Source organism: Mycobacterium sp. (genome assembly GCF_052144515.1).
Lineage (GTDB): Bacteria > Actinomycetota > Actinomycetes > Mycobacteriales > Mycobacteriaceae > Mycobacterium.
In genome coordinates, this window is sequence record NZ_JBKQQD010000197.1 from 1 (window position 1) to 20,459 (window position 20,459).

General features: G+C 66.8%; 23 protein-coding genes and 1 tRNA gene. 5 read left to right on the forward strand and 19 right to left on the reverse strand.

Annotated features, from left to right (window positions below):
• Positions 1-82: 82 nt before the first annotated feature.
• Positions 83-313, reverse strand: coding sequence for a helix-turn-helix domain-containing protein (locus tag ACLP9N_RS13690; RefSeq protein WP_442407917.1), 231 nt, complete (start codon positions 311-313; stop codon positions 83-85).
• Positions 314-669: 356 nt separating this feature from the next.
• A complete protein-coding gene (locus ACLP9N_RS13695; protein ID WP_442407918.1) occupies positions 670-891 on the reverse strand; it encodes a DNA-binding protein in 222 nt (73 codons plus the stop codon).
• A 56-nt stretch (positions 892-947) separates the two neighbouring features.
• Between ACLP9N_RS13695 and ACLP9N_RS13700 the strand changes: the two genes are divergently transcribed.
• From ACLP9N_RS13700 to ACLP9N_RS13710, 3 genes are read left to right on the forward strand one after another with little or no spacing between them, the layout of a single operon-like run.
• Positions 948-1,565 (forward strand): hypothetical protein, encoded by a 618-nt coding sequence (locus ACLP9N_RS13700; RefSeq protein WP_442407919.1) that lies wholly within the window; start codon positions 948-950, stop codon positions 1,563-1,565.
• Positions 1,562-2,374, forward strand: a complete 813-nt coding sequence (locus ACLP9N_RS13705; protein WP_442407920.1) for a hypothetical protein — start codon at positions 1,562-1,564, stop codon at positions 2,372-2,374. Before ACLP9N_RS13700 ends, ACLP9N_RS13705 begins: the two co-directional genes overlap by 4 nt.
• A gap of 42 nt (positions 2,375-2,416) precedes the next feature.
• Complete coding sequence (locus tag ACLP9N_RS13710; protein WP_442407921.1) at positions 2,417-3,586, forward strand: site-specific integrase; 1,170 nt, start codon at positions 2,417-2,419, stop codon at positions 3,584-3,586.
• 161 nt (positions 3,587-3,747) lie between these two features.
• Here ACLP9N_RS13710 and ACLP9N_RS13715 read toward each other — a convergent pair whose 3' ends face one another.
• Positions 3,748-4,326: a DUF2510 domain-containing protein gene (locus ACLP9N_RS13715; protein WP_442407922.1), complete on the reverse strand. Its 579-nt coding sequence runs from the start codon at positions 4,324-4,326 to the stop codon at positions 3,748-3,750.
• 142 nt (positions 4,327-4,468) lie between these two features.
• Here ACLP9N_RS13715 and ACLP9N_RS13720 point away from each other — a divergent pair, with 142 nt between their 5' ends.
• A complete protein-coding gene (locus tag ACLP9N_RS13720; RefSeq protein ID WP_442407923.1) occupies positions 4,469-4,648 on the forward strand; it encodes a hypothetical protein in 180 nt (59 codons plus the stop codon).
• Between the two features lie 157 nt (positions 4,649-4,805).
• On the opposite strand, the gene ACLP9N_RS13725 is transcribed toward ACLP9N_RS13720, so the two are convergent.
• The 10 genes from ACLP9N_RS13725 to ACLP9N_RS13770 form a co-directional block, all read right to left on the reverse strand.
• A tRNA-Pro gene (locus tag ACLP9N_RS13725) sits at positions 4,806-4,879 on the reverse strand.
• Positions 4,880-5,047: 168 nt separating this feature from the next.
• Complete coding sequence (locus ACLP9N_RS13730; RefSeq protein WP_442407924.1) at positions 5,048-5,236, reverse strand: lipocalin-like domain-containing protein; 189 nt, start codon at positions 5,234-5,236, stop codon at positions 5,048-5,050.
• Between the two features lie 50 nt (positions 5,237-5,286).
• Entirely contained in the window at positions 5,287-5,835 is a 549-nt protein-coding gene (locus tag ACLP9N_RS13735) for a hypothetical protein (protein ID WP_442407925.1), read from the reverse strand.
• A 50-nt stretch (positions 5,836-5,885) separates the two neighbouring features.
• A complete protein-coding gene (locus tag ACLP9N_RS13740) occupies positions 5,886-6,716 on the reverse strand; it encodes a PE family protein (RefSeq protein WP_442407926.1) in 831 nt (276 codons plus the stop codon).
• Positions 6,717-6,808: 92 nt separating this feature from the next.
• Positions 6,809-8,212 carry a ribosome biogenesis GTPase Der gene (gene der, locus ACLP9N_RS13745; RefSeq protein ID WP_442407927.1) on the reverse strand — a complete coding sequence of 468 codons (1,404 nt, stop codon included), beginning with the start codon at positions 8,210-8,212 and terminating at the stop codon, positions 6,809-6,811.
• A complete protein-coding gene (cmk, locus tag ACLP9N_RS13750; protein ID WP_442407928.1) occupies positions 8,209-8,889 on the reverse strand; it encodes a (d)CMP kinase in 681 nt (226 codons plus the stop codon). Before cmk ends, der begins: the two co-directional genes overlap by 4 nt.
• Positions 8,886-9,623 carry a pseudouridine synthase gene (locus ACLP9N_RS13755; protein ID WP_442407929.1) on the reverse strand — a complete coding sequence of 246 codons (738 nt, stop codon included), beginning with the start codon at positions 9,621-9,623 and terminating at the stop codon, positions 8,886-8,888. The genes cmk and ACLP9N_RS13755 overlap by 4 nt, the downstream gene beginning before the upstream one ends.
• Positions 9,623-10,318: an SMC-Scp complex subunit ScpB gene (gene scpB, locus ACLP9N_RS13760; protein WP_442407930.1), complete on the reverse strand. Its 696-nt coding sequence runs from the start codon at positions 10,316-10,318 to the stop codon at positions 9,623-9,625. Before scpB ends, ACLP9N_RS13755 begins: the two co-directional genes overlap by 1 nt.
• Positions 10,318-11,109, reverse strand: coding sequence for a segregation/condensation protein A (locus tag ACLP9N_RS13765; RefSeq protein WP_442407952.1), 792 nt, complete (start codon positions 11,107-11,109; stop codon positions 10,318-10,320). Before ACLP9N_RS13765 ends, scpB begins: the two co-directional genes overlap by 1 nt.
• Positions 11,110-11,159: 50 nt before the next feature.
• Positions 11,160-12,023: a ParA family protein gene (locus ACLP9N_RS13770; RefSeq protein WP_442407931.1), complete on the reverse strand. Its 864-nt coding sequence runs from the start codon at positions 12,021-12,023 to the stop codon at positions 11,160-11,162.
• A 187-nt stretch (positions 12,024-12,210) separates the two neighbouring features.
• On the opposite strand from ACLP9N_RS13770, the gene ACLP9N_RS13775 reads away from it, so the two are divergent.
• On the forward strand, positions 12,211-12,963 hold the full coding sequence (locus ACLP9N_RS13775; protein WP_442407932.1) for an O-methyltransferase: 753 nt from the start codon (positions 12,211-12,213) through the stop codon (positions 12,961-12,963).
• On the opposite strand, the gene xerD is transcribed toward ACLP9N_RS13775, so the two are convergent.
• The 6 genes from xerD to recN all read right to left on the reverse strand — a co-directional run bounded on the left by xerD (position 12,964) and on the right by recN (position 20,454).
• Positions 12,964-13,902 carry a site-specific tyrosine recombinase XerD gene (xerD, locus tag ACLP9N_RS13780; RefSeq protein WP_442407933.1) on the reverse strand — a complete coding sequence of 313 codons (939 nt, stop codon included), beginning with the start codon at positions 13,900-13,902 and terminating at the stop codon, positions 12,964-12,966.
• Positions 13,899-14,522 carry an NUDIX domain-containing protein gene (locus ACLP9N_RS13785; protein WP_442407934.1) on the reverse strand — a complete coding sequence of 208 codons (624 nt, stop codon included), beginning with the start codon at positions 14,520-14,522 and terminating at the stop codon, positions 13,899-13,901. Before ACLP9N_RS13785 ends, xerD begins: the two co-directional genes overlap by 4 nt.
• Entirely contained in the window at positions 14,515-16,266 is a 1,752-nt protein-coding gene (locus tag ACLP9N_RS13790; RefSeq protein ID WP_442407935.1) for a CTP synthase, read from the reverse strand. Before ACLP9N_RS13790 ends, ACLP9N_RS13785 begins: the two co-directional genes overlap by 8 nt.
• 99 nt (positions 16,267-16,365) lie before the next feature.
• The gene (locus ACLP9N_RS13795; RefSeq protein ID WP_442407936.1) at positions 16,366-17,307 is read right to left on the reverse strand and encodes a copper transporter; all 942 of its coding nucleotides are present in this window, start codon (positions 17,305-17,307) and stop codon (positions 16,366-16,368) included.
• A 12-nt stretch (positions 17,308-17,319) separates the two neighbouring features.
• Positions 17,320-18,501 (reverse strand): putative cytokinetic ring protein SteA, encoded by a 1,182-nt coding sequence (gene steA, locus ACLP9N_RS13800; RefSeq protein WP_442407937.1) that lies wholly within the window; start codon positions 18,499-18,501, stop codon positions 17,320-17,322.
• Between the two features lie 201 nt (positions 18,502-18,702).
• Positions 18,703-20,454 carry a DNA repair protein RecN gene (gene recN / locus ACLP9N_RS13805; RefSeq protein WP_442407938.1) on the reverse strand — a complete coding sequence of 584 codons (1,752 nt, stop codon included), beginning with the start codon at positions 20,452-20,454 and terminating at the stop codon, positions 18,703-18,705.
• Positions 20,455-20,459: the final 5 nt, after the last annotated feature.

The window sequence follows — 20,459 nt, forward strand, 5'->3', positions numbered from 1 at the left end:
GGTCCTGGTCAGACCGGGCTTTCCGCGTTCTAAGGCGTCCTCGTGGTTGGGGTTTCGTGCGCGGTGAGGCTGTGTCGCCGGGTCAATCCTGGTGTGCCGCTGCCGGTTCCGGCGTGACCGTGTGCTCGGCCAGCCACGCCTCTAGGTCAGCGATCCGGTATCTGACCCGGTTGCCGATGCGGCTGTAACGCGGCCCTTTGCCGGTCATCCGCCACCGCTTGAGGGTGTCCGGTTCAACGTCGAGCATCGGCGCGGCCCGGCGTGGGCCCACGGCGAGCACGGTCCCGGTTGTCTCTGGTGTGTCGTCGGTCATCGGTTCGCGTCCTCTCCGAGGTGGTTTCGGTGGTTTAACGGTGACATACCGGGGTGCAATCACCCGGCGCGCTCGGTTTACCGGGATCGGGCATAGGCACGCTTGGCCGGGTGCCGCCGGCTGTGTCACGGGCGCGTCGACGCGCACCGACCGTATGGACGCCCTGGCAACGCGCCGAGCAGGGCGTCAGCTCGTCGCGCGCCTGCTCGGCCTCCTCCCGTGATGACCAATAGCTGAATTCGACTGTGTAGCCGGTCTTTCCGCGCTCGCCGTGATGGCATATCAGCGCGTGCGTCGACACCTTCGGACTGCGGGCGGCGGTCACCGGCCGCCGGGTCCGCCGTATGTGGCGTTCATCAGTCCGCGCCGCCGAGCATCCGCAGCAGCACGGCGGTTGCGACCCTCATGCGCTTGGTGCCAATCAGGATGGTCGGCAACCGGCCCTCCCTGACCATCGCATAAGCACCGCTGCGGCCGACGCCGAAATACTGGCCCGCCCGCTCGATGCTGATAGCCGCCGGTTCGGCGCGCAGGTCGTCGAGCGTTAGCCCTGGCTTGGTGTGTGTCCGTGTGCTCACGAACACCATCATGTCATAGGTTGTCGATTGGTGTCTTGACAAGTTACTATCACTTCGTGACCGAAACCGATAACGACCGTCCGATCAGCGGCGACGTGATACCTGCGGGCATCCGGCGCGTGACCGGCGAGCCGGGCAGCGACGCCGGTCTGATCGAGGTTCCGCTGTACGCCCACCGCTACCGCTATCAGGTGCGCGTCGTTCTGGCCGCCGGGACCGCACCGCGTCTCGTCGAGCTGCACATGGTGGCCGACGATGACAGCACCGCCGATCTTGAGCCGAATTTCCTGCGTTCGGTGCCGGTGCGCCGCCTGGCCGCAGCCGCCGCGAGGTTCATCGTGTTGACCGAGGGCGGCGTCGAGCTGCCCGAGGCCGACGACACGACCGCCCTGCTGCGGCCTGACCGCTCGGCACCTGGCAGTGGCAAGCGTCCGGTGCTGGATGACGCGCACTACCGGCAGGTTGCGAATTTGCTCCTCGCTGCGCGTGAGATTGGTTTGCCGCCACGGGATTACGTCGTTGATCGTTTCGGTGCGTCGTTGCCGACCGTTGACCGCTGGATCGCCGAGGCCAAGCGGCGACGGTTCCTGCCTCGCGATTGGGCCAGGGCCGCCGACACCACAGCCACCGCCGATACAACCGCCCCCAAGCCCGAACAGGAGACCGACCGATGACCGCCGAGCGCATCCAATGGGGACGTGTCCTCGACGAGGCCCGCGTCATCGTCGAGAGCTACGACACGCCGGTCACCCTGCGCCAGCTCTTTTACCGCCTGGTGGCGGCCGAGCTGCTGCCTAACGTCGCGTCCGCGTACAAGCGACTCTCGGCAGTGACCGCCGAGGCTCGTCGTGACGGCACCTTTCCCGAGCTATCCGACCGCACCCGCCAGGTACACGAGTATCAGACGTTCTTTTCACCGCGTCACGCCGTCGACTACGTGCGCCGGATCTATCGGCGCGACCGCACCGAAAACCAGGACGTGTCACTGTATCTCGGCGTCGAGAAGAACGGCATCGTCAGCCAATTGCAAGCGTGGTTCGGTCGCCCGTTGGGTCTCCCGATCCTGGCCCTTGGCGGATACGCCAGCCAGAGCTACGCCGACGAGGTGGCGGCCCACGTCGAGCAGCAGAACCGCCCGGCGGTGCTGCTCTATGCCGGAGACCACGACCCGAGCGGTTGGGACATCCCTCGCGACTTCGTAGACCGGACTGACTGCTGGAAACACGTGCATCGTGTCGCGCTGACGCCCGAGCAGATCGACGAGCACGACCTGCCCGAGGCGATGGGCAAGGAAACCGATTCGCGTAAGACCGGGTTTGTGCAGCGGTTCGGTCGGCTCGTCCAGGTCGAGCTCGACGCGCTGCCTCCCGACGTGCTGCGCAGGCTGTATCAGGACGCCCTCGACTCGTATTGGGACGAGTCCACATTCGAGGCCGTCATCGAGCGCGAGGCGACCGAACGCGCCGAGCTGGACGCCGGATAACTTTCCGCCACAACACTATTCACGAGGAGATAGGACCGACCAATGACAGACCCGACCAAGCGCACCCGGCGCAGTGAGCCGATCACGAAACGCACCGCCCGCAACGGCTCGACGACCTACGAGTTCCGTATCGCCATCGGCACCCTCCCGGACGGGTCGCGGCTGCGCAAGCGGTACACGTTCCGCACGCAGGCCGAGGCCCGCCGCGAGCTGCGCCGCATCAGCACCGAGGTCGGTTCGGGCACCTACACCGCCCCGGCTCGGATCACGGTCGCCGACGCCTGCGAGCAGTGGCTCGACGGCAAGCGCAACGTCCGCTCGGTGACGGTCGAGGGATACCGGTTTGCGTTATTGCACGCGACCCGGAGATTCGGCGCGGTGCCCTTGCAATCGCTGACCAAGGCACAGCTCGACGAGATGGTTAGCGAGATGCTGACTAGCGGGTCACGTCACGGCGGCCCGCTGTCGGTGCGCTCGGTGCAGTTCGCCGTGCGGACGCTGCGGGCGGTGATCGAGGACGCCCGCCGTCAGGGTCTCGTCGCCCGCAACGTCGCCGATCTGGTCGAGGTCCCGCGCAGCACGCGCCGGAAGATAGTCACCTGGTCGGCCACCGAGGCGCAGCAATTCGCCGAACACGTCCGGGGCGAACGGCTCGCGGCCTGCTGGGCGCTGACCCTGGCAGGACTGCGCCGTAGCGAGGTGCTCGGCCTGGCGTGGTCAGCGGTCGACTTCGACGCGGGCACCGTCTCGGTCGTCGCCAGCCGGGTCGCGGTCGGCTCAGGTCGCGAGACCGTCATCGGGCCGCCCAAGTCAGCTCGCGGTCGGCGGATTCTGCCGATGCCGCCCGCCACGATGGCAGCGTTGCGGGCGCTCAAGACACGCCAGAAGGGCGAATATCTGGCGCTGGGCGTCCCGTGGTCGGACGCGAACCTGATCGCTGTGCGCGAGGACGGCGTGCCGATCAGGCCCGAGCACTATTCCGACGAGTTCGCCCGGCTGTGTGCGGCGGCGGGCGTGCCGGTGATCCGGCTGCACGACGCCCGGCATACGTCGGTCAGCCTGGCAATCGACGCCGGGCATAACCTCGCGGCGGTTGCCGATTGGCACGGGCACAGCCCGGCCGAGATGCTGGCGACCTACAGCCACAGCCAGCGCGACGCGCTGCGGGCAATCGGCTCGACGATGCCGGGCAGCGACAGCGCCGCCCGGTGACCCACAGAGACCCCCAAGTCCCACCGGCCGCTGCACCGACCCGGCCTGCCGGGGCCCGGGGGGCGGCTGGCCGGGTCGGGAAAGACCCCGAGCCAGAGCCCCTGACCCGCACGAATGACATGCGTCCTTACCGCACGGGCACGGTCAAGGTCGCCCCGACGCTACGGCGTCGCGGTCGGGTTCAGGAGTTCTTGGAGCGAATAGGCTATGGAGTGGACTTGACCGCCGGTGGTGACGGCAGCGTCGCAGCCGTACGGCTGGTCACCGACGTAGCCGCCGAAGCCGTTTTTCGCGTTGACGCTGCCGCTTGCTGAGTACAGCTTGTCTCCGTTCTCGGGGTGGTACGTCACCTTGGGTGGCTCGCTCGGTGGGTGGGTGACCAGCCACGCTTTCCAGTCGTCGCCGAACCTCGCGCTGTCGGGGTCTTTGAGGTCTTTCTTGACATCTTTTTGGCAAATTCTGATGACTTCGGATTCGGTCTCCTGCTCGCTGTAGGTGGTGGGCGTCGTCGTCGAGGACGTGTCGGACGAATGACCACAGGTGGCAAGCAAGAACCACAACACGGCGAACAGCACCAGGAACAACACCAGGCCCCGAAGGCACCCCGGCTTCTTCTTCTGGGCGGATGGGGGCACGGGTGGAGGCGCAGTGTGCCACTCTTGGCCGTCCCAGTACAACTTTCTCGCCTTACCGCTCGGGTCCGGGTACCAACCCGGCGGCAAAGGTGTCGTTGCGCTCATCTCGCGCTCGGGTACGGCGGCGGATGCGGGGAGAACGCCATCCGTCAGTTTTAGTTCTGGACCGACCCGGCGAGAAAGTGCCTTTAGTCCCGTACAAAAAGCCCCGGCGGTGCCGCCGAGGCTGAAAATAAACCAGGAACACATGCCGCTGTGCCAGCTCAACGAGCCCGGCCAGTACTGCGGCGCGCACGTCGAATGTGATTACTGCCCGGCGGATGCCGTGTGGCATCACTTCGCGAGCCCGAGCAACGCGGATCGCGACGCCTATGCGTGCGATGCCCGTGTGAGTCTGCTCAACCGCAACTATCAGATGGCCGTCTGACAGTGAGTTACACGCGCCGCGCCCATCAGGGCGCGGTGTCGTTTGTCTGAAGTTCAACGCTGGCGCTGGCCCGCTCTTGGCCCACTGGCGGCCCACTGGCGGCGCTCAGGAGACGCGGCCCCGGCCCCGGATAACGCTCTGACCTGCGGTGATATTGTCGGGCTGACAGGATTTGAACCTGCGACCACTTGACCCCCAGTCAAGTGCGCTACCAAACTGCGCCACAGCCCGGTGCTGCCGGTGAGCCACCGACAGCAGATCGACAGCCTACCGCAGGCCAGCGCGTCACCCGCCGTGGCCTGCGCACCAGCACGCCCCGCGCGGGCCCACACCAACGACGAGAACACCGCCGCGCCGTCGGGAAGAGGCGTCTCCGCCGACAGTCTCAACTCGTCACCGTCACCGTCGAGATCGCTGTGGCCGCAGATGGAATTGACCCAGGTAGTTCGGCACCAGGGAAAGCTTTGCCTCATGACGGACGTCACCCGTCGACTCATCCACGAAATAGCGCCCGCTGTAGGCGAGATATCCCAACGCGGCGGCGGCCGCCTGCTCAGTCGTGCCACCGCTGGCGACCGGGCGGGTCATAGTTCAGCCGCCCCGACGTGGACGGTGTCGCCTATGACCGCGAGGAAGCGCTAGGACACCGGCAGTACGATCCCGGTGGCCGGGCCCAGGATGATCTGCTGGCCGCCGGGCGACTCGTAGCCGCCGGTGGGCCCGTAGATGCCGTAGATCGGGTCGGTGGGGCCCGCCCCGGCGTACATGTCGTTGATCCACCCCGTGGATAGGGTGTACACGGCCGCGGTGTTGCCGCCCGGGGAGAACTTGGTCACCAGCTGGGAGGCGAAGTCGATGACGGGTTTATCGCCCAGCATCGAGTCGACATGCGAGCCGTTGACCAGCTCGACCCCGACGAACTGCCCCGGGTACAGACTGACCAGTTGATTCGTGGTGGCACCGTAAAGATTCCACGCCTGGGGCGGCGCGGCCACCACATAGTCGGGGATGTTCAACGTCTGCAGGTTGGCGATCGCAGGCGCGAAGCTGGTGGAATTGGTTGCGACCCCGTCGAACATCACCACACCGAGAAGGTGGTTGTCGACGGTGTTCGTCCCGAGGTCGGCGACGTAATCGCCGCCGGCTGCCGTGGCGAGGCCGCCGCCGGCCGAGTGTCCGGTAATCACGAAACTTTGCGGCAGCGTGCCGTGGTAGCCGGCCTGGTTCGCGCTGAGGTTCAGCGCCGCCTCGTTGCCAGGAACAACGAGCCGACGGCCTGCTGCATCTGCGTCCCGCTCAGCCAGGCACCGCCCGGCAACGGAAGCGACGACTCGGTGGGAGTGACCACGATGCAATCGGTCCGCTCGGCCAGCTGAATCGCCAGATCGCTGTAATAGCCACCGTTTGCCAGGAAGCCATGCTGCAGATAGATGACACCGCGGGCATCCACCGAACCGTCTGCCTGCGTCGGGAAGTACCAGCGCGCCGGGGCCCCGTAGCCATTGGGACCGACCGCAATGTTCAGGTAGGAGGTCCCCTCCCGGACCCCAGTCACCCCGCTGGGGGTCCCCGGCCCCGGCGACACACCGCCGCTGCCGCTCCCGAGACTGCCGTTGAAAAAGCCGGTGATCAGCCTGCCGCCCAGGCCGGGGCCGGTGGTGCCGGTGACGACAGGCCCGACGGCAGCTTTGCCGAAGAGCGGTTGCCCGGTCAGATAGATGAAGGGTGAAAAAATCCCCTTGTCGAAGAACTGTTGCTGCAGCCCCTTCACCAGCAGCGACACATTCGAAGCCTCGGAGGCCGCATACGACGTCCCAGCAGCGCTCAATGCGTGCACAAACTGGCCATGAAACTGCGTCGCCTGCGCGCTCAGCGTCTGAAACGCTTCGGCGTAGCTGCCAAAAAAACTCGTGATGGCCGCCGACACCTCATCGCCAGCCGCCGCGACAATCCCCGTCGTCGAGGGCGCCGCCTCAGCGGCAGCCCCCTTGATCGCCTCCTCGATCCCGGTCAAGTCCTCCGACACCGCGGCAAAAGCCTCGGGTACTGCGATCACGTACGACGACATCGGCGGCTCCGATCCCCGGTGGCGCGACAACCTCAGGACAGCTACAGCATGCTACTCAGCTGTTTCGGACAGAAGCCTTTCGGACAAAAGCCTTACCGGCGTTTCGGTCCCCGCTTCTCGCGCACCCGCACGTTGATGCGGATCGGGCTGCCCTCGAATCCGAACGTTTCGCGCAGCCGCCGCTCCAGAAAACGCCGGTAGCCGGCCTCCAGGAAACCGCTGGTGAACAGCACGAACGTCGGCGGCCGGGCGGTGGCCTGGGTAGCGAACAGGATGCGCGGCTGCTTACCACCGCGCACCGGCGGCGGATTCGCCGCGACCACTTCTTTGATCCAGGTGTTCAGCGGGCCGGTCGGTATCCGGGTGTCCCACGACGCCAGCGCCCCCTCCATCGCCGGCACCAGTTTCTGCACCGCCCTGCCCGTCTTGGCCGAGATGTTGACCCGCTGCGCCCAGCGCACCTGCACCAGTTCGCGGTCGATCTCGCGGTCCAGCAGGTCGCGCCGGTCCTCGTCGACCAGATCCCACTTATTGAATGCCAGCACCAGCGCCCGCCCGGCGTCAATCACCATCGAGAGCACCCGCTGATCCTGTTCGGTCAGCGGCGCGGAGGCGTCGATCAGCACGATCGCCACCTCGGCGGAATCGATGGCTCCGTGCGTGCGCACCGAGGCGTAGAACTCGTGACCGCTGGCCTGACCCACCTTGCGACGCAGGCCGGCGGTGTCGATGAACCGCCAGACCTTGCCGTCCATTTCGATCAGCGAGTCCACCGGGTCCACCGTCGTCCCTGCGACATCGTGCACCACCGATCGCTGATCACCGGCCAGCTTGTTCAGCAATGAACTCTTACCGACGTTGGGCTTACCGACGAGCGCCACCCGCCGGGGACCGCCGCCGCCGGCCGACGCCACCTCGGACACCTCGGGCAGCTCGGCCAACACATCGTCGAGCAGGTCGCCGACGCCGCGACCGTGCATTGCGCTGATCGCGTGCGGCTCGCCGAGTCCCAGCGACCACAATGCCGCCGCGTCCGCCTCGCCCTTCGCGTTGTCAACCTTGTTGGCGGCCAAAAAGACTGGCTTACCCGAGCGCAGCAGGATACGGGCAGCGGCCTCGTCGGCGGCGGTGGCGCCTACCGTGGCGTCGACCACCAAGATCACCGCGTCTGCGGTCCGCATGGCCACCGATGCCTGCTCGGCCACCAGCTGCTGTAGGCCCTTGGCGTCGGGCTCCCATCCGCCGGTGTCCTGCACGACGAACCTGCGTCCCGTCCACAGCGCATCGTAGGAGACTCGGTCACGCGTGACGCCGGGGACATCCTGCACCACCGCTTCGCGCCGACCCAGGATGCGGTTGACCAACGTCGACTTGCCGACATTGGGCCTGCCCACCACCGCCACGACTGGTGCCGGTCCGAGCTCGGCCAGGTCATCGAGGCCCGAATCCGTCTGTTCCCAGTCGCTTTCGTCGGCCCACGTGCCGTCCTGGGTCACCGCACCGCCCCGTCTCGCTGCTCCACCAAGTCCAGCAGGTGGGCGATCACGGCTTCCTCGGTCATTTCGCTGGTGTCGACGATCACCGCATCCGAAGCCGCCCGCAACGGTGACACCGCACGCGTGGAATCGAGATGATCGCGGCGGCGCACGTCGGCCAGCACCCCCTCGTAGTCGTCGGCCAGGCCCGCCGCGACGTTCTGATCGTTGCGACGCCGGGCACGGGTCTCCGCCGAAGCGGTCAAGAAAATCTTCACCGGCGCGTCGGGCAACACCACGGTTCCGATGTCGCGGCCCTCCACCACCACGTTGCTCCCGCCCTCGGCCATGCGGCGCTGCAGGTCGACAAGCCGGACACGCACCGCTGGAACCGACGACACCGCCGACACCGCGCGGGTGACCGCGTCACCGCGGATCTCAACCGAAACATCCTCTCCGGCAAGGTAGCAGCGATCACCACCGGGGTCGTAGTCCACCGACATTTGCACCGTCGACGCGATCTGCGCGACCGCTTCGGCATCTGCTGGGTCGACGCCGGCGCGCAGTACTGCCAGCGTCACCATCCGGTACATCGCTCCGGTATCCAGGTAACGCGCCCCCAGCGCTTGGGCTAATCCCCTTGACACAGAGGACTTTCCGGTGCCCGCCGGCCCGTCGATGGCGACGACGATGTTCACAGGCCCACCGCTTTGTACAGCTGGCCGATCTCGTCACGGCGCAAAGCCCGGATGCTGCCGGGACGCTGCTCCCCCAGCGTCACCGCGCCGATGTCGGTGCGCACCAGCGTCTCCACCGGGTAACCCGCGGCCGCCAGCAGCCGGCGCACGATGCGGTTGCGTCCTTCGTGCAAGGTCAACCGCACCAACGTCTTACCCGGAATCGCATCCACCACCGCAAAATCATCGACGCGCGCAATGCCGTCGTCCAACTCGATCCCCGCCCGCAACTTCTTGCCCAGCCCGCGGGGCACCGAGCCGGTCACCGTCGCCAGGTAGGTCTTGGGCACCTCGTGGGAGGGATGCATCAGCCGGTGCGCCAGCTCCCCGTCGTTGGTCAGCAGGATCAGCCCCTCGGTGTCGGCGTCCAAGCGGCCCACATGAAAAAGATTCTTGTTGCCCCGGACCTTTCGCTCGATCAAGTCGCCGATACACGGCCGGCCGCGATCGTCGGACATGGTCGAGTGCATTCCCCGCGGCTTGTTCAGCGCCAGGTACACCTGCGAGTCGTCGATGACCACGCGGGCCCCGTCGACGCGGATCACCGAGACGTCCGGGTCGACCCGGGTGCCCAGCTCCGTGACCACCTGCCCGTCCACCTCGACACGCCCGTCGATGATCAACTTCTCGGCGGCACGCCGCGACGCAATCCCGGCCTGGGACAACACTTTTTGCAGTCGGACTGGCTCGACCATCAATCCTGGTCCACGTCGAACGACATTGATTGGTCGAACGCCTGGCCGCCCGCGAGTTTGATGAAACGTGGCTCGCTGTTCAGGGATTCGCTCAGGTCTTCGATCGTGTCGACGTCGGGAAGCAACGGCGCGATATCGGGAAGCTCGCCCAGCGAGGCCAACCCCAAGCGCTCCAGAAACAGCTCCGTGGTGGCGAACGTCACCGCGCCGGTATCGGAATCGGTACCGGACTCGGTGATCAGACCGCGCGCCAACAGGGTGCGCATCACGGCATCCACGTTGACCCCGCGGACCGCGCTCACCCGCGCGCGCGTCACGGGCTGGCGGTAGGCCACCACCGCCAGCGTCTCCAGCGCGGCCCGGGTGAGCTTGGTGCGCGCGCCGTCGAGCAGCAGCTTCTCGACATACGGCGCGAACCGGGCCCGGGTGTACATCCGCCAGCCCTCGCTGGTCTTACGCAAGTCGATGCCGCTGTCGCGTTCGGTGAGTTCGCCAGCCAGCACCTCGAGCTTCGCCGCCACCCGGTAGACGGGTTGCTCGATGGCCGCGGCCAGCGCCTCAACGGTCACCGGGGTGTCCACCACCAACAGCAGCGCCTCGAGCACCGAGCCGAGCTCCTCGGGATCCAGCGGCGCGACCTCGGCAATATCCGGGATGCCGCCGTCCAGGTCGAGATCGGGCAAATCGTCAGTCATCATTCGTCTCGCAGTTCTACCAGGGCTTCGTTGGTCGGCCGTTCCCCGGTCCACGAAACTTGGAGCACGCCAAGCGGCTCTAACTGCTCGAATGCTACCGTCCGGGACCGATACAGTTCGAGCAGCGCCAGGAAGCGCCCGACCACCTCGATCGGCGCCTGACAGTCGGCAACCAGCTCCGAAAACGAGGCCCACTGACCACTGCCCCGCGCTTCGAGGATCTCCAGCAGTCGTTTGGCCTGCTCGGGAACCGAGACCTTCAGCTGGTGCAGATGCCCGAGGGCCACCACCGGCACCGGCCGCGGGGTAAACGCGACAGCGGCGATCTGCGCGAATCGCTCGGCGTCGACGCCCAGCATCACTTCGGGGAGCAGGCTGGTGAACTGCTCCTCGAGCGACACCGAACGCGGATAGCTGCGCAGCGCGTTGGCTTCCAGCTCGGCGAAAATCGACGCGACGTGCTTGAACGCGCGGTACTGCAGCAACCGGGCGAACAGCAGGTCCCGCACCTCCAGCAGCGCCAAGTCCTCGTCGTCCTCGACCTGACCGGCGGGCAGCAGCCGGGCGGCCTTGAGGTCGAGCAAGGTCGCGGCGACCACCAAAAACGCCGTGGTCTCCTCGAGGTCCAGCTGCGAGCCGATCTGGCGGGTATAGGCGATGAAGTCGTCGGTGACCTGGTGCAGCGCCACCTCGGTGACGTCGAGACGATGGGCGAAGATCAGCTGCAGCAGCAGATCAAACGGCCCCTCGAAGTTGGCCAGCCGGACCTGAAAGCCGTTCCGGGGTGCCAGGGATGCCTCAGTGTGGTTGTCGGAGCCGTTCGCACTACTCCCAGGGTCGTTCACGCGCCGAATCGGTCAATGAACTCGCGGGCCAGGGCGCGGTATGCGACGGCGCCTGTCGATTTCGGCGCCCAGGTCGTGATGGGTTCGCCCGCGACCGTGGTTTCCGGGAAACGGACCGTGCGGGTGATCACGGTGTCGAACACCAGGTCCCCGAATCGCTCCACGACGCGGGCCATCACCTCGCGCGCGTTGACGGTGCGGGGGTCGTAACGGGTGAGCAGGATGCCACTGATTTCCAGCTTGGGGTTGAGCCGGTCGCGCACCTTGTCGACGGTGTCGGTGAGCAGCGCCAGACCACGCAGCGAGAAGAACTCGCACTCGGTCGGAATGACCACGCCGTCCGCGCAAGCCAGCCCGTTGACGGTGAGCAGGCCCAGCGACGGCTGGCAGTCGATGAGGACATAGTCGTACCGGTCGAGCACCGGGTGCAGGGCCCGCGCCAAGGTCTGCTCGCGGCCCACCTCGTTGACCAACTGGATCTCGGCGGCCGACAGGTCGATGTTGCTGGGTACCAGGTCCATGTGCGGGACCCGGGTATGCAGCAGCACGTCGTCGATCGACACCCGCGGTTCCACGAGCAGGTTGTGAATGGTCTGCTCGAGTTCGTAGTGCGGTACGCCAAGGCCCGCCGACAGTGCGCCCTGAGGGTCCATATCCACCAGCAGCACCCGCCGGCCGTACTCGGCGAGCGCGGCGCCCAGGTTGATCGTCGACGTGGTTTTCCCGACGCCGCCCTTCTGATTGCACATGGCGACGACCTTGGCCGGGCCGTGCGAGCTGCGCGGCTGCGGCTCCGGGATCGCCCGCGGCGGCCGTCCGGTCAGGCCGACCGGAACGTCGCTGTCGGGGTGGTCGGTCATTACCGGCCGGGTGTTCGGGAGGTGAACATCGCTGGAAAGTCTAACGGGTTCGCGCGCGTAAACCGGGCGACCCGCAGGCAATCTCGCCAGCCAATACGCCCGAAGACCGCTGACGGAGCGCTCGGCGACGCTAAGAGTTAACATCAGTCACACCAGCAACATTGGCTGAGCACTATCGTGGTTGGTTATGGATCTCAAGCGACGGATACCTCTGCTGCGATGGTCGGTGTGGCGGATGGCCGTCGGGAATCACAACTTCACCACCACCGGCCAGGTCGGTGACGGACGCGAAGCGGCCGCGGTCGACTACGTCCTGCAGAACGCCCGGGCCGGCGACATCGACGACGTGCTGGCCACCATAGACAAGTTCGCCTACGAAAAGTCGATCTTGATCAACGTCGGCGACGAGAAAGGGCAATTCCTGGACGCCGCCGTGCGCCGTGCCGATCCCGCACTGGCACTGGAGCTGGGCACCTACTGCGGCTATGGCTCTCTGCGTATCGCCAGGGCCGCCCCGCACGCGAAGGTCTACTCCGTCGAACTCGCCGAATCCAACGCCGCCAATGCCCGGCAAATCTGGGCTCATGCCGGGGTCGCCGACCGTGTGACGTGCGTCGTCGGCACCATCGGCGACGGCGGGCGCACCCTGGACGTGCTGGCCAATGAACACGGATTCGCGCCTGGTGCAATCGATTTCGTGTTTCTGGATCACGACAAGAACGCCTACCTTGACGACCTCAAGAGCATCCTCGACCGAGGCTGGCTGCATCCGGGGTCGATCGTGGTCGCCGACAACGTCAGGGTGCCGGGCGCGCCGAAATATCGCGCGTACATGCGCGAGCAGCAGGGCAAGCTGTGGAACACCGTGGAACACAAGGCGCATCTCGAATACCAATCGCTGGTGTCCGACCTGGTGCTGGAGTCCGACTATCTGGGCTAGTCACTGCGCACGGGGGTGGGCTCCCGCCCACACTTCGCGCAGCGCGTGCACGGTGACCAGCGTGTAGATCTGCGTCGTCGTCACCGAGGCATGACCCAGCAGCTCCTGCACGACCCGGACGTCGGCGCCGCCCTCGAGCAGGTGCGTGGCAAAAGAGTGCCGCAGCATATGCGGCGACACACCCGAGGTGATGCCGCCGCGCTCGGCGGCGTCCTGCAGAACTTGCCATGCGCTTTGCCGCGACAATCGGCCGCCGCGCGCATTGAGAAAGATGGCCGGCGTTCCCCGACCCCGGCGAGCCAGCTCAGACCGCCCCCGCACCAGATAGGCGTCCAGCGCCTGTACCGCGGGCCGTCCCACCGGCACCAGCCGCTGCTTGCCGCCCTTGCCGCGCAGCAGCACCGACCTGGCCTGGGTGTCGATGTCGTCGACGTCGAGTCCGACGGCCTCGGAGATCCGGGATCCGGTGGAGTACAGCAGTTCCAGCAGCGCCCGGTTGCGCAACGTCAGCGGGCCGTCGGCCGGGCTGTCGCCGCCCGCGCCCTCGAGCAGTGCCAGTACTTCGTCGATGGTCAGGCTCTTGGGTAGCCGGCGGCCCGGCGTCGGCGGCCGCACGGCCCGCGCCACGTCCAGTTCGGCCAAACCCTCGGCAGCGGCGAACCGATGCAAGCCGCGCACCGCGATCAGCGCCCGTGCCGCCGACACCGCGGACAACGCCGCCCTGCCGGAGTCGGGATCCCCGCGGCGCAGCGCCACCAGGAATTCGCTCACGTCGTCCTCACCGACCTTGGCCAGATCGTGAATTCCGCGGTCCGCCAGGTGCTTGGAGTAGCGGCGCAGGTCTCGGCGATAGGAGCTCAGCGTGTTGGCCGCCACGCCCCGCTCGATCGTCAGGTGGTCGAGGTAGCCCTGCAGCTGTGCCTGGAGGGCAGCCGTCACTGCGCGGCCTTTCGCGCCGCGAACGCCGTCGGCTTGTCGGTCCACGGACTGTCCACCGGGCGCGGCTGCACGAACCCGGTGGTGACCGCATGCGCGGCCAAAATACCGGCAACAGCAATGGCATTGACGATTTCGCCGCTGAGCACCTTACGGGCGGCCTCCGCCAACGAATACCACTGCAATGTCATGTCGGCTTCTTCGTCGTGCGGCTCGGGCCGGTCCACCTCGCTCACCTCGGTGGCCAGGTAGACCCGCACCGATTCGTCGCTGAAGCCGGGCGTGGAATCGAGATCGACGAGCACCCGCCAGGTGCGGGCTTGCAGCCCGGCCTCCTCCTGCAACTCTCTGGCCGCGGTGAGATGCGCCGCCTCGCCATGGATGTCGAGCAGCCCGGCCGGCAGCTCCCAGAGCCGGCGACCGAACGCGTGGCGGTATTGATAGACCAACGGGATGTTGCCGTCGTCGTCCATCGCCACCACGGCCACGGCGCCGAAGTGCTCGACGACGTCCCTGGTGACGTCTTTGCTGCCCGGCATCCGCACCTGGTCGCGACGTAGCGCGAAAATCTTTCCGGTGTACAGGGTTTCGGATGACGTCGTCTCGAAGACGTGCTCAGCCACGGGCTGCGGGCTCAGGTAGCGACCGCCCGACGTTCCCTCGAAGCTGGTTGCCGTTGGGCGACTGCTCAGGAATCTCCACTGGCAGCAGTTCGCCCGCCTTGTAGTCGATCGCCGCCCCCACGAAGGCGACGAACAGCGGATGTGGCCGGGTGGGCCGGCTCTTCAGTTCGGGGTGAGCCTGGGTACCGACGACGAACGGATGGACGTCGGGCGGGTATTCGACAAACTCCACCAGATGGCCGTCGGGCGAGGTGCCGGAGACTCGCAGACCGCTTTCAGCGATCTTGTCGCGGTAGGCATTGTTGACCTCATAGCGATGCCGGTGTCTCTCCGACACCTGCGTCGCCCCATAGGCTTGGGCCACAATGGAATCCGGTTCCAGCACAGCGGGATAGGCGCCCAGCCGCATAGTGCCGCCGAGATCGGCTTCGCCGGCCACGATCTGCTCTTGATCGGCCATCGTGGAGATCACCGGATCCGGTGTGGCCGGATCGAATTCCGCCGAGTTCGCCTCGGTGAGACCCACCGAGCGGGCGGCTTCGATCACGATGCACTGCAGGCCTAGGCACAGCCCCAGCACCGGCAGCCCCCGCGCCCGGGCATGCCGGATGGCGCCGATCTTGCCCTCGATTCCGCGGATGCCGAACCCGCCGGGGATCAGCACGCCATGCACGTCGCCCAGCGCCGCCGCGGCGCCGCTGGCCGTCTCGCAGTCATCGGAAGGCACCCAAAACATCTCGACTTTTGTGTTGTGTTTGAACCCACCGGCGCGCAGCGCCTCGATGACCGACAGGTAGGCGTCAGAAAGCTCAACATACTTGCCTACCAGAGCAATTCGCACGGTATCGTGCGGCTCGTGCACCCTGCGCAGCAGGTCGTCCCATTCGGTCCAATCGACGTCGCGGAAAGGCAGATTGAGCCGGCGCACCACATAAGCGTCGAGTTCCTCGCGGTGCAACACCTTGGGGATGTCATAGATCGACGGCGCGTCCGGGGTGGAGATGACACCGTCGATATCGACGTCGCACATCAGCGCGATCTTGTCCTTCAGCGCTTCGGGAACGTCGCGGTCGCAGCGCAGGATCAGCGCATCCGGGGTGATGCCGATGCTGCGTAGCGCGGCCACCGAGTGCTGGGTCGGCTTGGTCTTGAGCTCGCCGGATGGCGCCAGATAAGGCACCAGCGACACATGCAGGAAGAACACGTTCTCCCAGCCCAGGTCGTGGCGCACTTGTCGGGCCGCCTCCAGAAAGGGCTGCGACTCGATATCGCCCACGGTGCCTCCGATTTCGGTGATGACGACGTCGGGGCGGTTGCCGTCGGCATCGGGCTGGGCCATCGCCCGGATGCGCCGTTTGATCTCGTCGGTGATGTGCGGGATCACCTGGACGGTGTCGCCAAGGTATTCGCCGCGTCGTTCCTTGGCGATGACCGTCGAATAGACCTGTCCGGTGGTGACATTCGCCGAGCCGGACAGATCGCGATCCAGGAACCGCTCGTAGTGACCGACGTCGAGGTCGGTCTCGGCGCCGTCCTCGGTGACAAAGACCTCGCCGTGCTGGAACGGGTTCATGGTGCCCGGGTCGACATTGAGGTACGGGTCGAGCTTCTGCATCGTGACGTGCAACCCGCGCGCGGTCAGTAACTGTCCGAGGCTGCTGGCGGTCAGTCCCTTGCCGAGCGAGGAAGCGACGCCACCGCTGACGAAGAGGTGCTTGGTGACGGTTTGCGAATGCTTTCGCACTGAGCGACCTCCGTGAAGACGGGCAGGGCTTGGATTGGGCCTGCCGACCCACGGAAACCCACCCTAACATCCGGCACGCGACGGCGCCGGGAACACGCCCTACTGGGGAACCGTGATCGACGTGGCCCCATGTCCGGTGCCGTACTGCCCGATGTGGCCGCCGTTGATCAGGTCGTGCAGGCCCAGGATCGCGGTAATGCGTCCAGGCGCGGTGTCGACGTCGTCGACGGTGCTGATCGCGGCCGCCATGCCGGCATCGGCGCGGGTCACCGCCACGGCGGCGCCGCCCGTCGCCGAACCGTCCCGCCCGGCGAGCAGGGTGCCGGAGCCGTGCGGGGCCAGCGCGGCCGAGAACCGGGCCACGCTGACCCCTTGGTTACCGGCGTCCTGGGGCAGCGCGCCGCCGGTGATGACGATCGCGGCGTTGGCCGCACCAAGGTGGTCAGCGGGTTGGTAGGTGATGAAGCCGGTGTCGCGCAGCGCCGCCAGCACGGTATCCCGCTGAACATCTTCCACTGCCGGGGCGGGGTTGGGGTTGATCAGCAACGTGATGCCGAGCAGGTCGCCGGCCTGTGAACCCTGGTCGACCAACTTGGTGCTCAACTGCGCGCCGGCGGGCAGGATCGACGAGTTCACCACGGTGCGCAGTTTCTCCGCCGAGTTGGCGTCGACGAACTCCTGGGTCAGCGACACCGTCCCGGTCACCGAGCCGCCTGCCTGACCCACGATTTTCGACACCGCCGCAACATCGTCGTCCTTTGCATCCGGGGTGCGGAAGACGACCACCGTCTTGCCCCCCAGCGCATCGTGCACGATCCGGCCCACCAGCTGGTTATCGAAATTGTTTGCCGCACTGAGCTTTTCGGTCAGCGCATTCTTCTGGTCGTTGAGCCCGTTGATCTGCGTGTAGAGGTCGCGTTTCTCGTCACGCAGGTTGGACAACAGGGTGTCCGACAAAAAGCCGGAGCCCAGCACCACGCCCACGGCCAGTGCCAGGAAGACAGCCGCCAGCGAGAACGCGTGTTGACGTAACGAGATCATGAACGCACCGTCCTAGCTGACCAAATGCTGCACCCACAGGGAGAAGCGGTTCCAGTAGTCGATGACCCAGTGCAGCACCACGCCGTCGGTGCGTGACACCCACAGCGCGACGATCACGGCGATCAGCATGGTCAGCGCCAACAGCGCGATGGCGCCCGCCGAGATGTGGTTGCGGTACAGGGTGGCGACCGCCTTGGAGTCCACCAGCTTCTCGCCCACCCGCAGCCTGGTGAGGAAGGTCGACGGGTTGCTTTGCGCACGCGTCCGGTCGAAGAACGTCTCGATGTTGGCGGTGTGGCCGGCCGTGACCAGCAGCGCCGCGCCGTGGTGATCGGCCAGCAGCAGGGCCAGATCCATCGCCGAGCCGGCGGCCGGGAACGTCATCGCCCCGACACCGAGGTCCTGAATTCGCTCCAAGCCCGGCGCGTGGCCGTCGGCGTCGGCGGGCAACACGACCTGGGCACCGCACTTGAGTACATCGGTGCTGATCTGGTCGGGGTCGCCGACGATCAGTTGTGGCCGATAACCAGCCTTGCGCAACACGTCCGCGCCGCTGCCGACACCGACCAGCACGGGTTGGTACTCCTTGATGAACGGCTTGAGGGATTTGAGATCGTCGGCGGCGCTGAACTCCTCGCCGACCAGCAGCACATGCCGGCGGCGCAGGTCGAGATCGACATCGGGGATGCCGATGCCGTCGATCAGCAGCGGGCTTTCGCTCTTGATGAACTCAATTGTGTTGCCGGCGAACGCCTCCAGATGAGCGGCCAGGCCGCTCTTGGCCTCGCGCATCAGGTCGGCGATGTCGTGGTCGGTGCGCTCGGTGCCGCGGATCAGCCGGCGGTCACCGGAGTACACCCCGCCTTCGTGCAGGCGAATCTTGCTGCCGTCCTTGATCTTCTTGAAGACGTCGGGTCCGGTCTCGTCGATGAGGGTGACCCCGTTGTTGACCAGCACCTCGGGTCCCATGTTCGGGTAGCGGCCCGAAACGGACGGCGATGCGTTGACGACGGCGGCGATATCGGCCTCCACCAGCGCATCGGCGGTGATGCGGTCCAGATCCAAGACGTCGAGCACCACGATGTCGCCGGGGCAGACCCTGCGCAGCAGTCGGTCGATGTTCCGGTCGACCCGGGCGGTGCCGGTGACACCCGGCCGGGACGTGTTTCGGGAGAGCAGCCCTGACATCTTCATGGGGGCGATTCTGTCCGCGGAGCGTGGCGGGAGCGGGGAGGCGCGCCGTAACACCAGCCACACAAGTTATCTAGCGTCACATCTGTCACAGATGCATAAAGCTTGGCTAACGCTTTCACTTGTGCACGAACGTGCGCAGTTGTACAGGTTTTGCGGCGTGTCGACGTACAGACACGCACGCTCGCGGCAGCAGCAGCAAAACTAGATTTCGTCGTTCTGCGCGGCGTCGAGCAGTTCGCGGGCGTGCGCGCGGCCACTGTCGGACTCCCCCAGACCGGCCAGCATCCGGGCCAGCTCGGCCACCCGGTCGTCGCCGCTCACCCGCCGGACCCCGCTGGCACCGTCTGCTCCGGTGCTGTGCACCACCAGATGCACGTCGGCGTAAGCCGCCACCTGCGGCAGATGGGTGACCACGATGACCTGATGCGTGCGGGCCAGCCGTGCGAGCCGCCGCCCGATCTGCACCGCCGCCCAGCCACCGACGCCGGCGTCGACCTCGTCGAACACCATCGTGGTGCCACTCGCGGAAGCCGCGAGCACCACTTCCAGCGCGAGCATCACCCGGGACAACTCGCCACCGGACGCGCTCTTGGCCAGCGGCAGCACCGTCATACCGCGGTGTGCTGCGAAGCCAAACTCGACCTGGTCGGTGCCATCGCCGCCAGCCCGGGCCAGCTCGCCAGCGGGCAGCGTAAGCGCCGCGGGATCGTCCTGATCGGCCGCGAGATCGGTGGTCACCTCGATGGTGAATTCGGCATCGGCCATCGCCAGGCCGGACAGCTCCGCGGTCACCTCTTTGGCCAGCCGTTTGGCCGCTTTGCGGCGAATCTTGCTGAGATCGGTTGCGGCTTGGGCCAATTCGTGTGCGAGTTCGTCGACACGCTCGGCCAGTCCGGCCAACCCTTCCGGGGAGATGTCGAGTTGCGCCAACCGTTCGCGCGACTCGGCCGCCCAGCGCAGCACCCCGTCGACGTCCGCGGCGTACTTGCGGGTCAACGTCCTTAGCTGGGCTTGACGGGCCAGCTTGGATTCCAGCGCGCTGGCGTCGACCGGAAGTTCTTCCAGGTAGTCGCCGAGCTCGCGGCCCGCGTCGGCGATCACCGTCAGCGCCTCACCGACCTGCGCGGCCAACGCCTGCAGCTTGGCGTCATCGGTCGACTCCAGTGCGGCCCTTGCCCGCCCGAGGGTGTCTACAGCGCTGCCGCCAGAGGTCTCGTCTGGTTCTCCGGACAGGGCCGCGCGCGCTGTGGCGGCGGCTTCGCGCCGCGTATCCAGCTCGGAGAGCCGAACGATGTCGGCCACCAGCGTGTCGTCTTCGCCGGGTTGCGGGTCCACAGTGTCGATCTCGTTGAGCGCGAAGTGCAGCCGATCCGTCTCCTGGGCGAGTTCGCGGGCGCGGTTGCGACGGTCGATCAGGTCGCGCCGCGCCGACATCCAGGCGTCACGCAGTTTGCGGTACCGCTCGCACGCCGGTCCCGCGGTGGCAAAGCGGTCCAGCGCGCTGCGTTGCTCCTCGGGCCGCATCAACCGCAATTGGTCGTTCTGCCCGTGCAGGGTGAGCAGCTCGGTGGTGAAACCGCTCAGCGACTTGGCGGGCACACTGCGACCACCCAGGTAGGCGCGCGAGGGTCCGTCGCGGCTGACCGAGCGCAGCGCGATTACACTGCCGTCCTCGTCGCGTTCCGCCCCGGATGCGTCCAGGATCTCGTCGAGCCCGACGCCCGTCGAGTCATCGAGATCGGTTGTGGTGAAACGACCTTCGACAACCGCACGGTCGGCTCCGGACCGGACGCGGGTGGCGTCGGCGCGGGCGCCGCCGAGTAGGTGCAGCCCGGTCACCACCATGGTCTTGCCGGTGCCGGTCTCGCCGGTCAGCACGGTCAGGCCACAGTCGAACTCGGCGGTCGCAACGCTGATGGCGCCCAGCGACTCGATGCGGATTTCGGTCAGCATTCAGT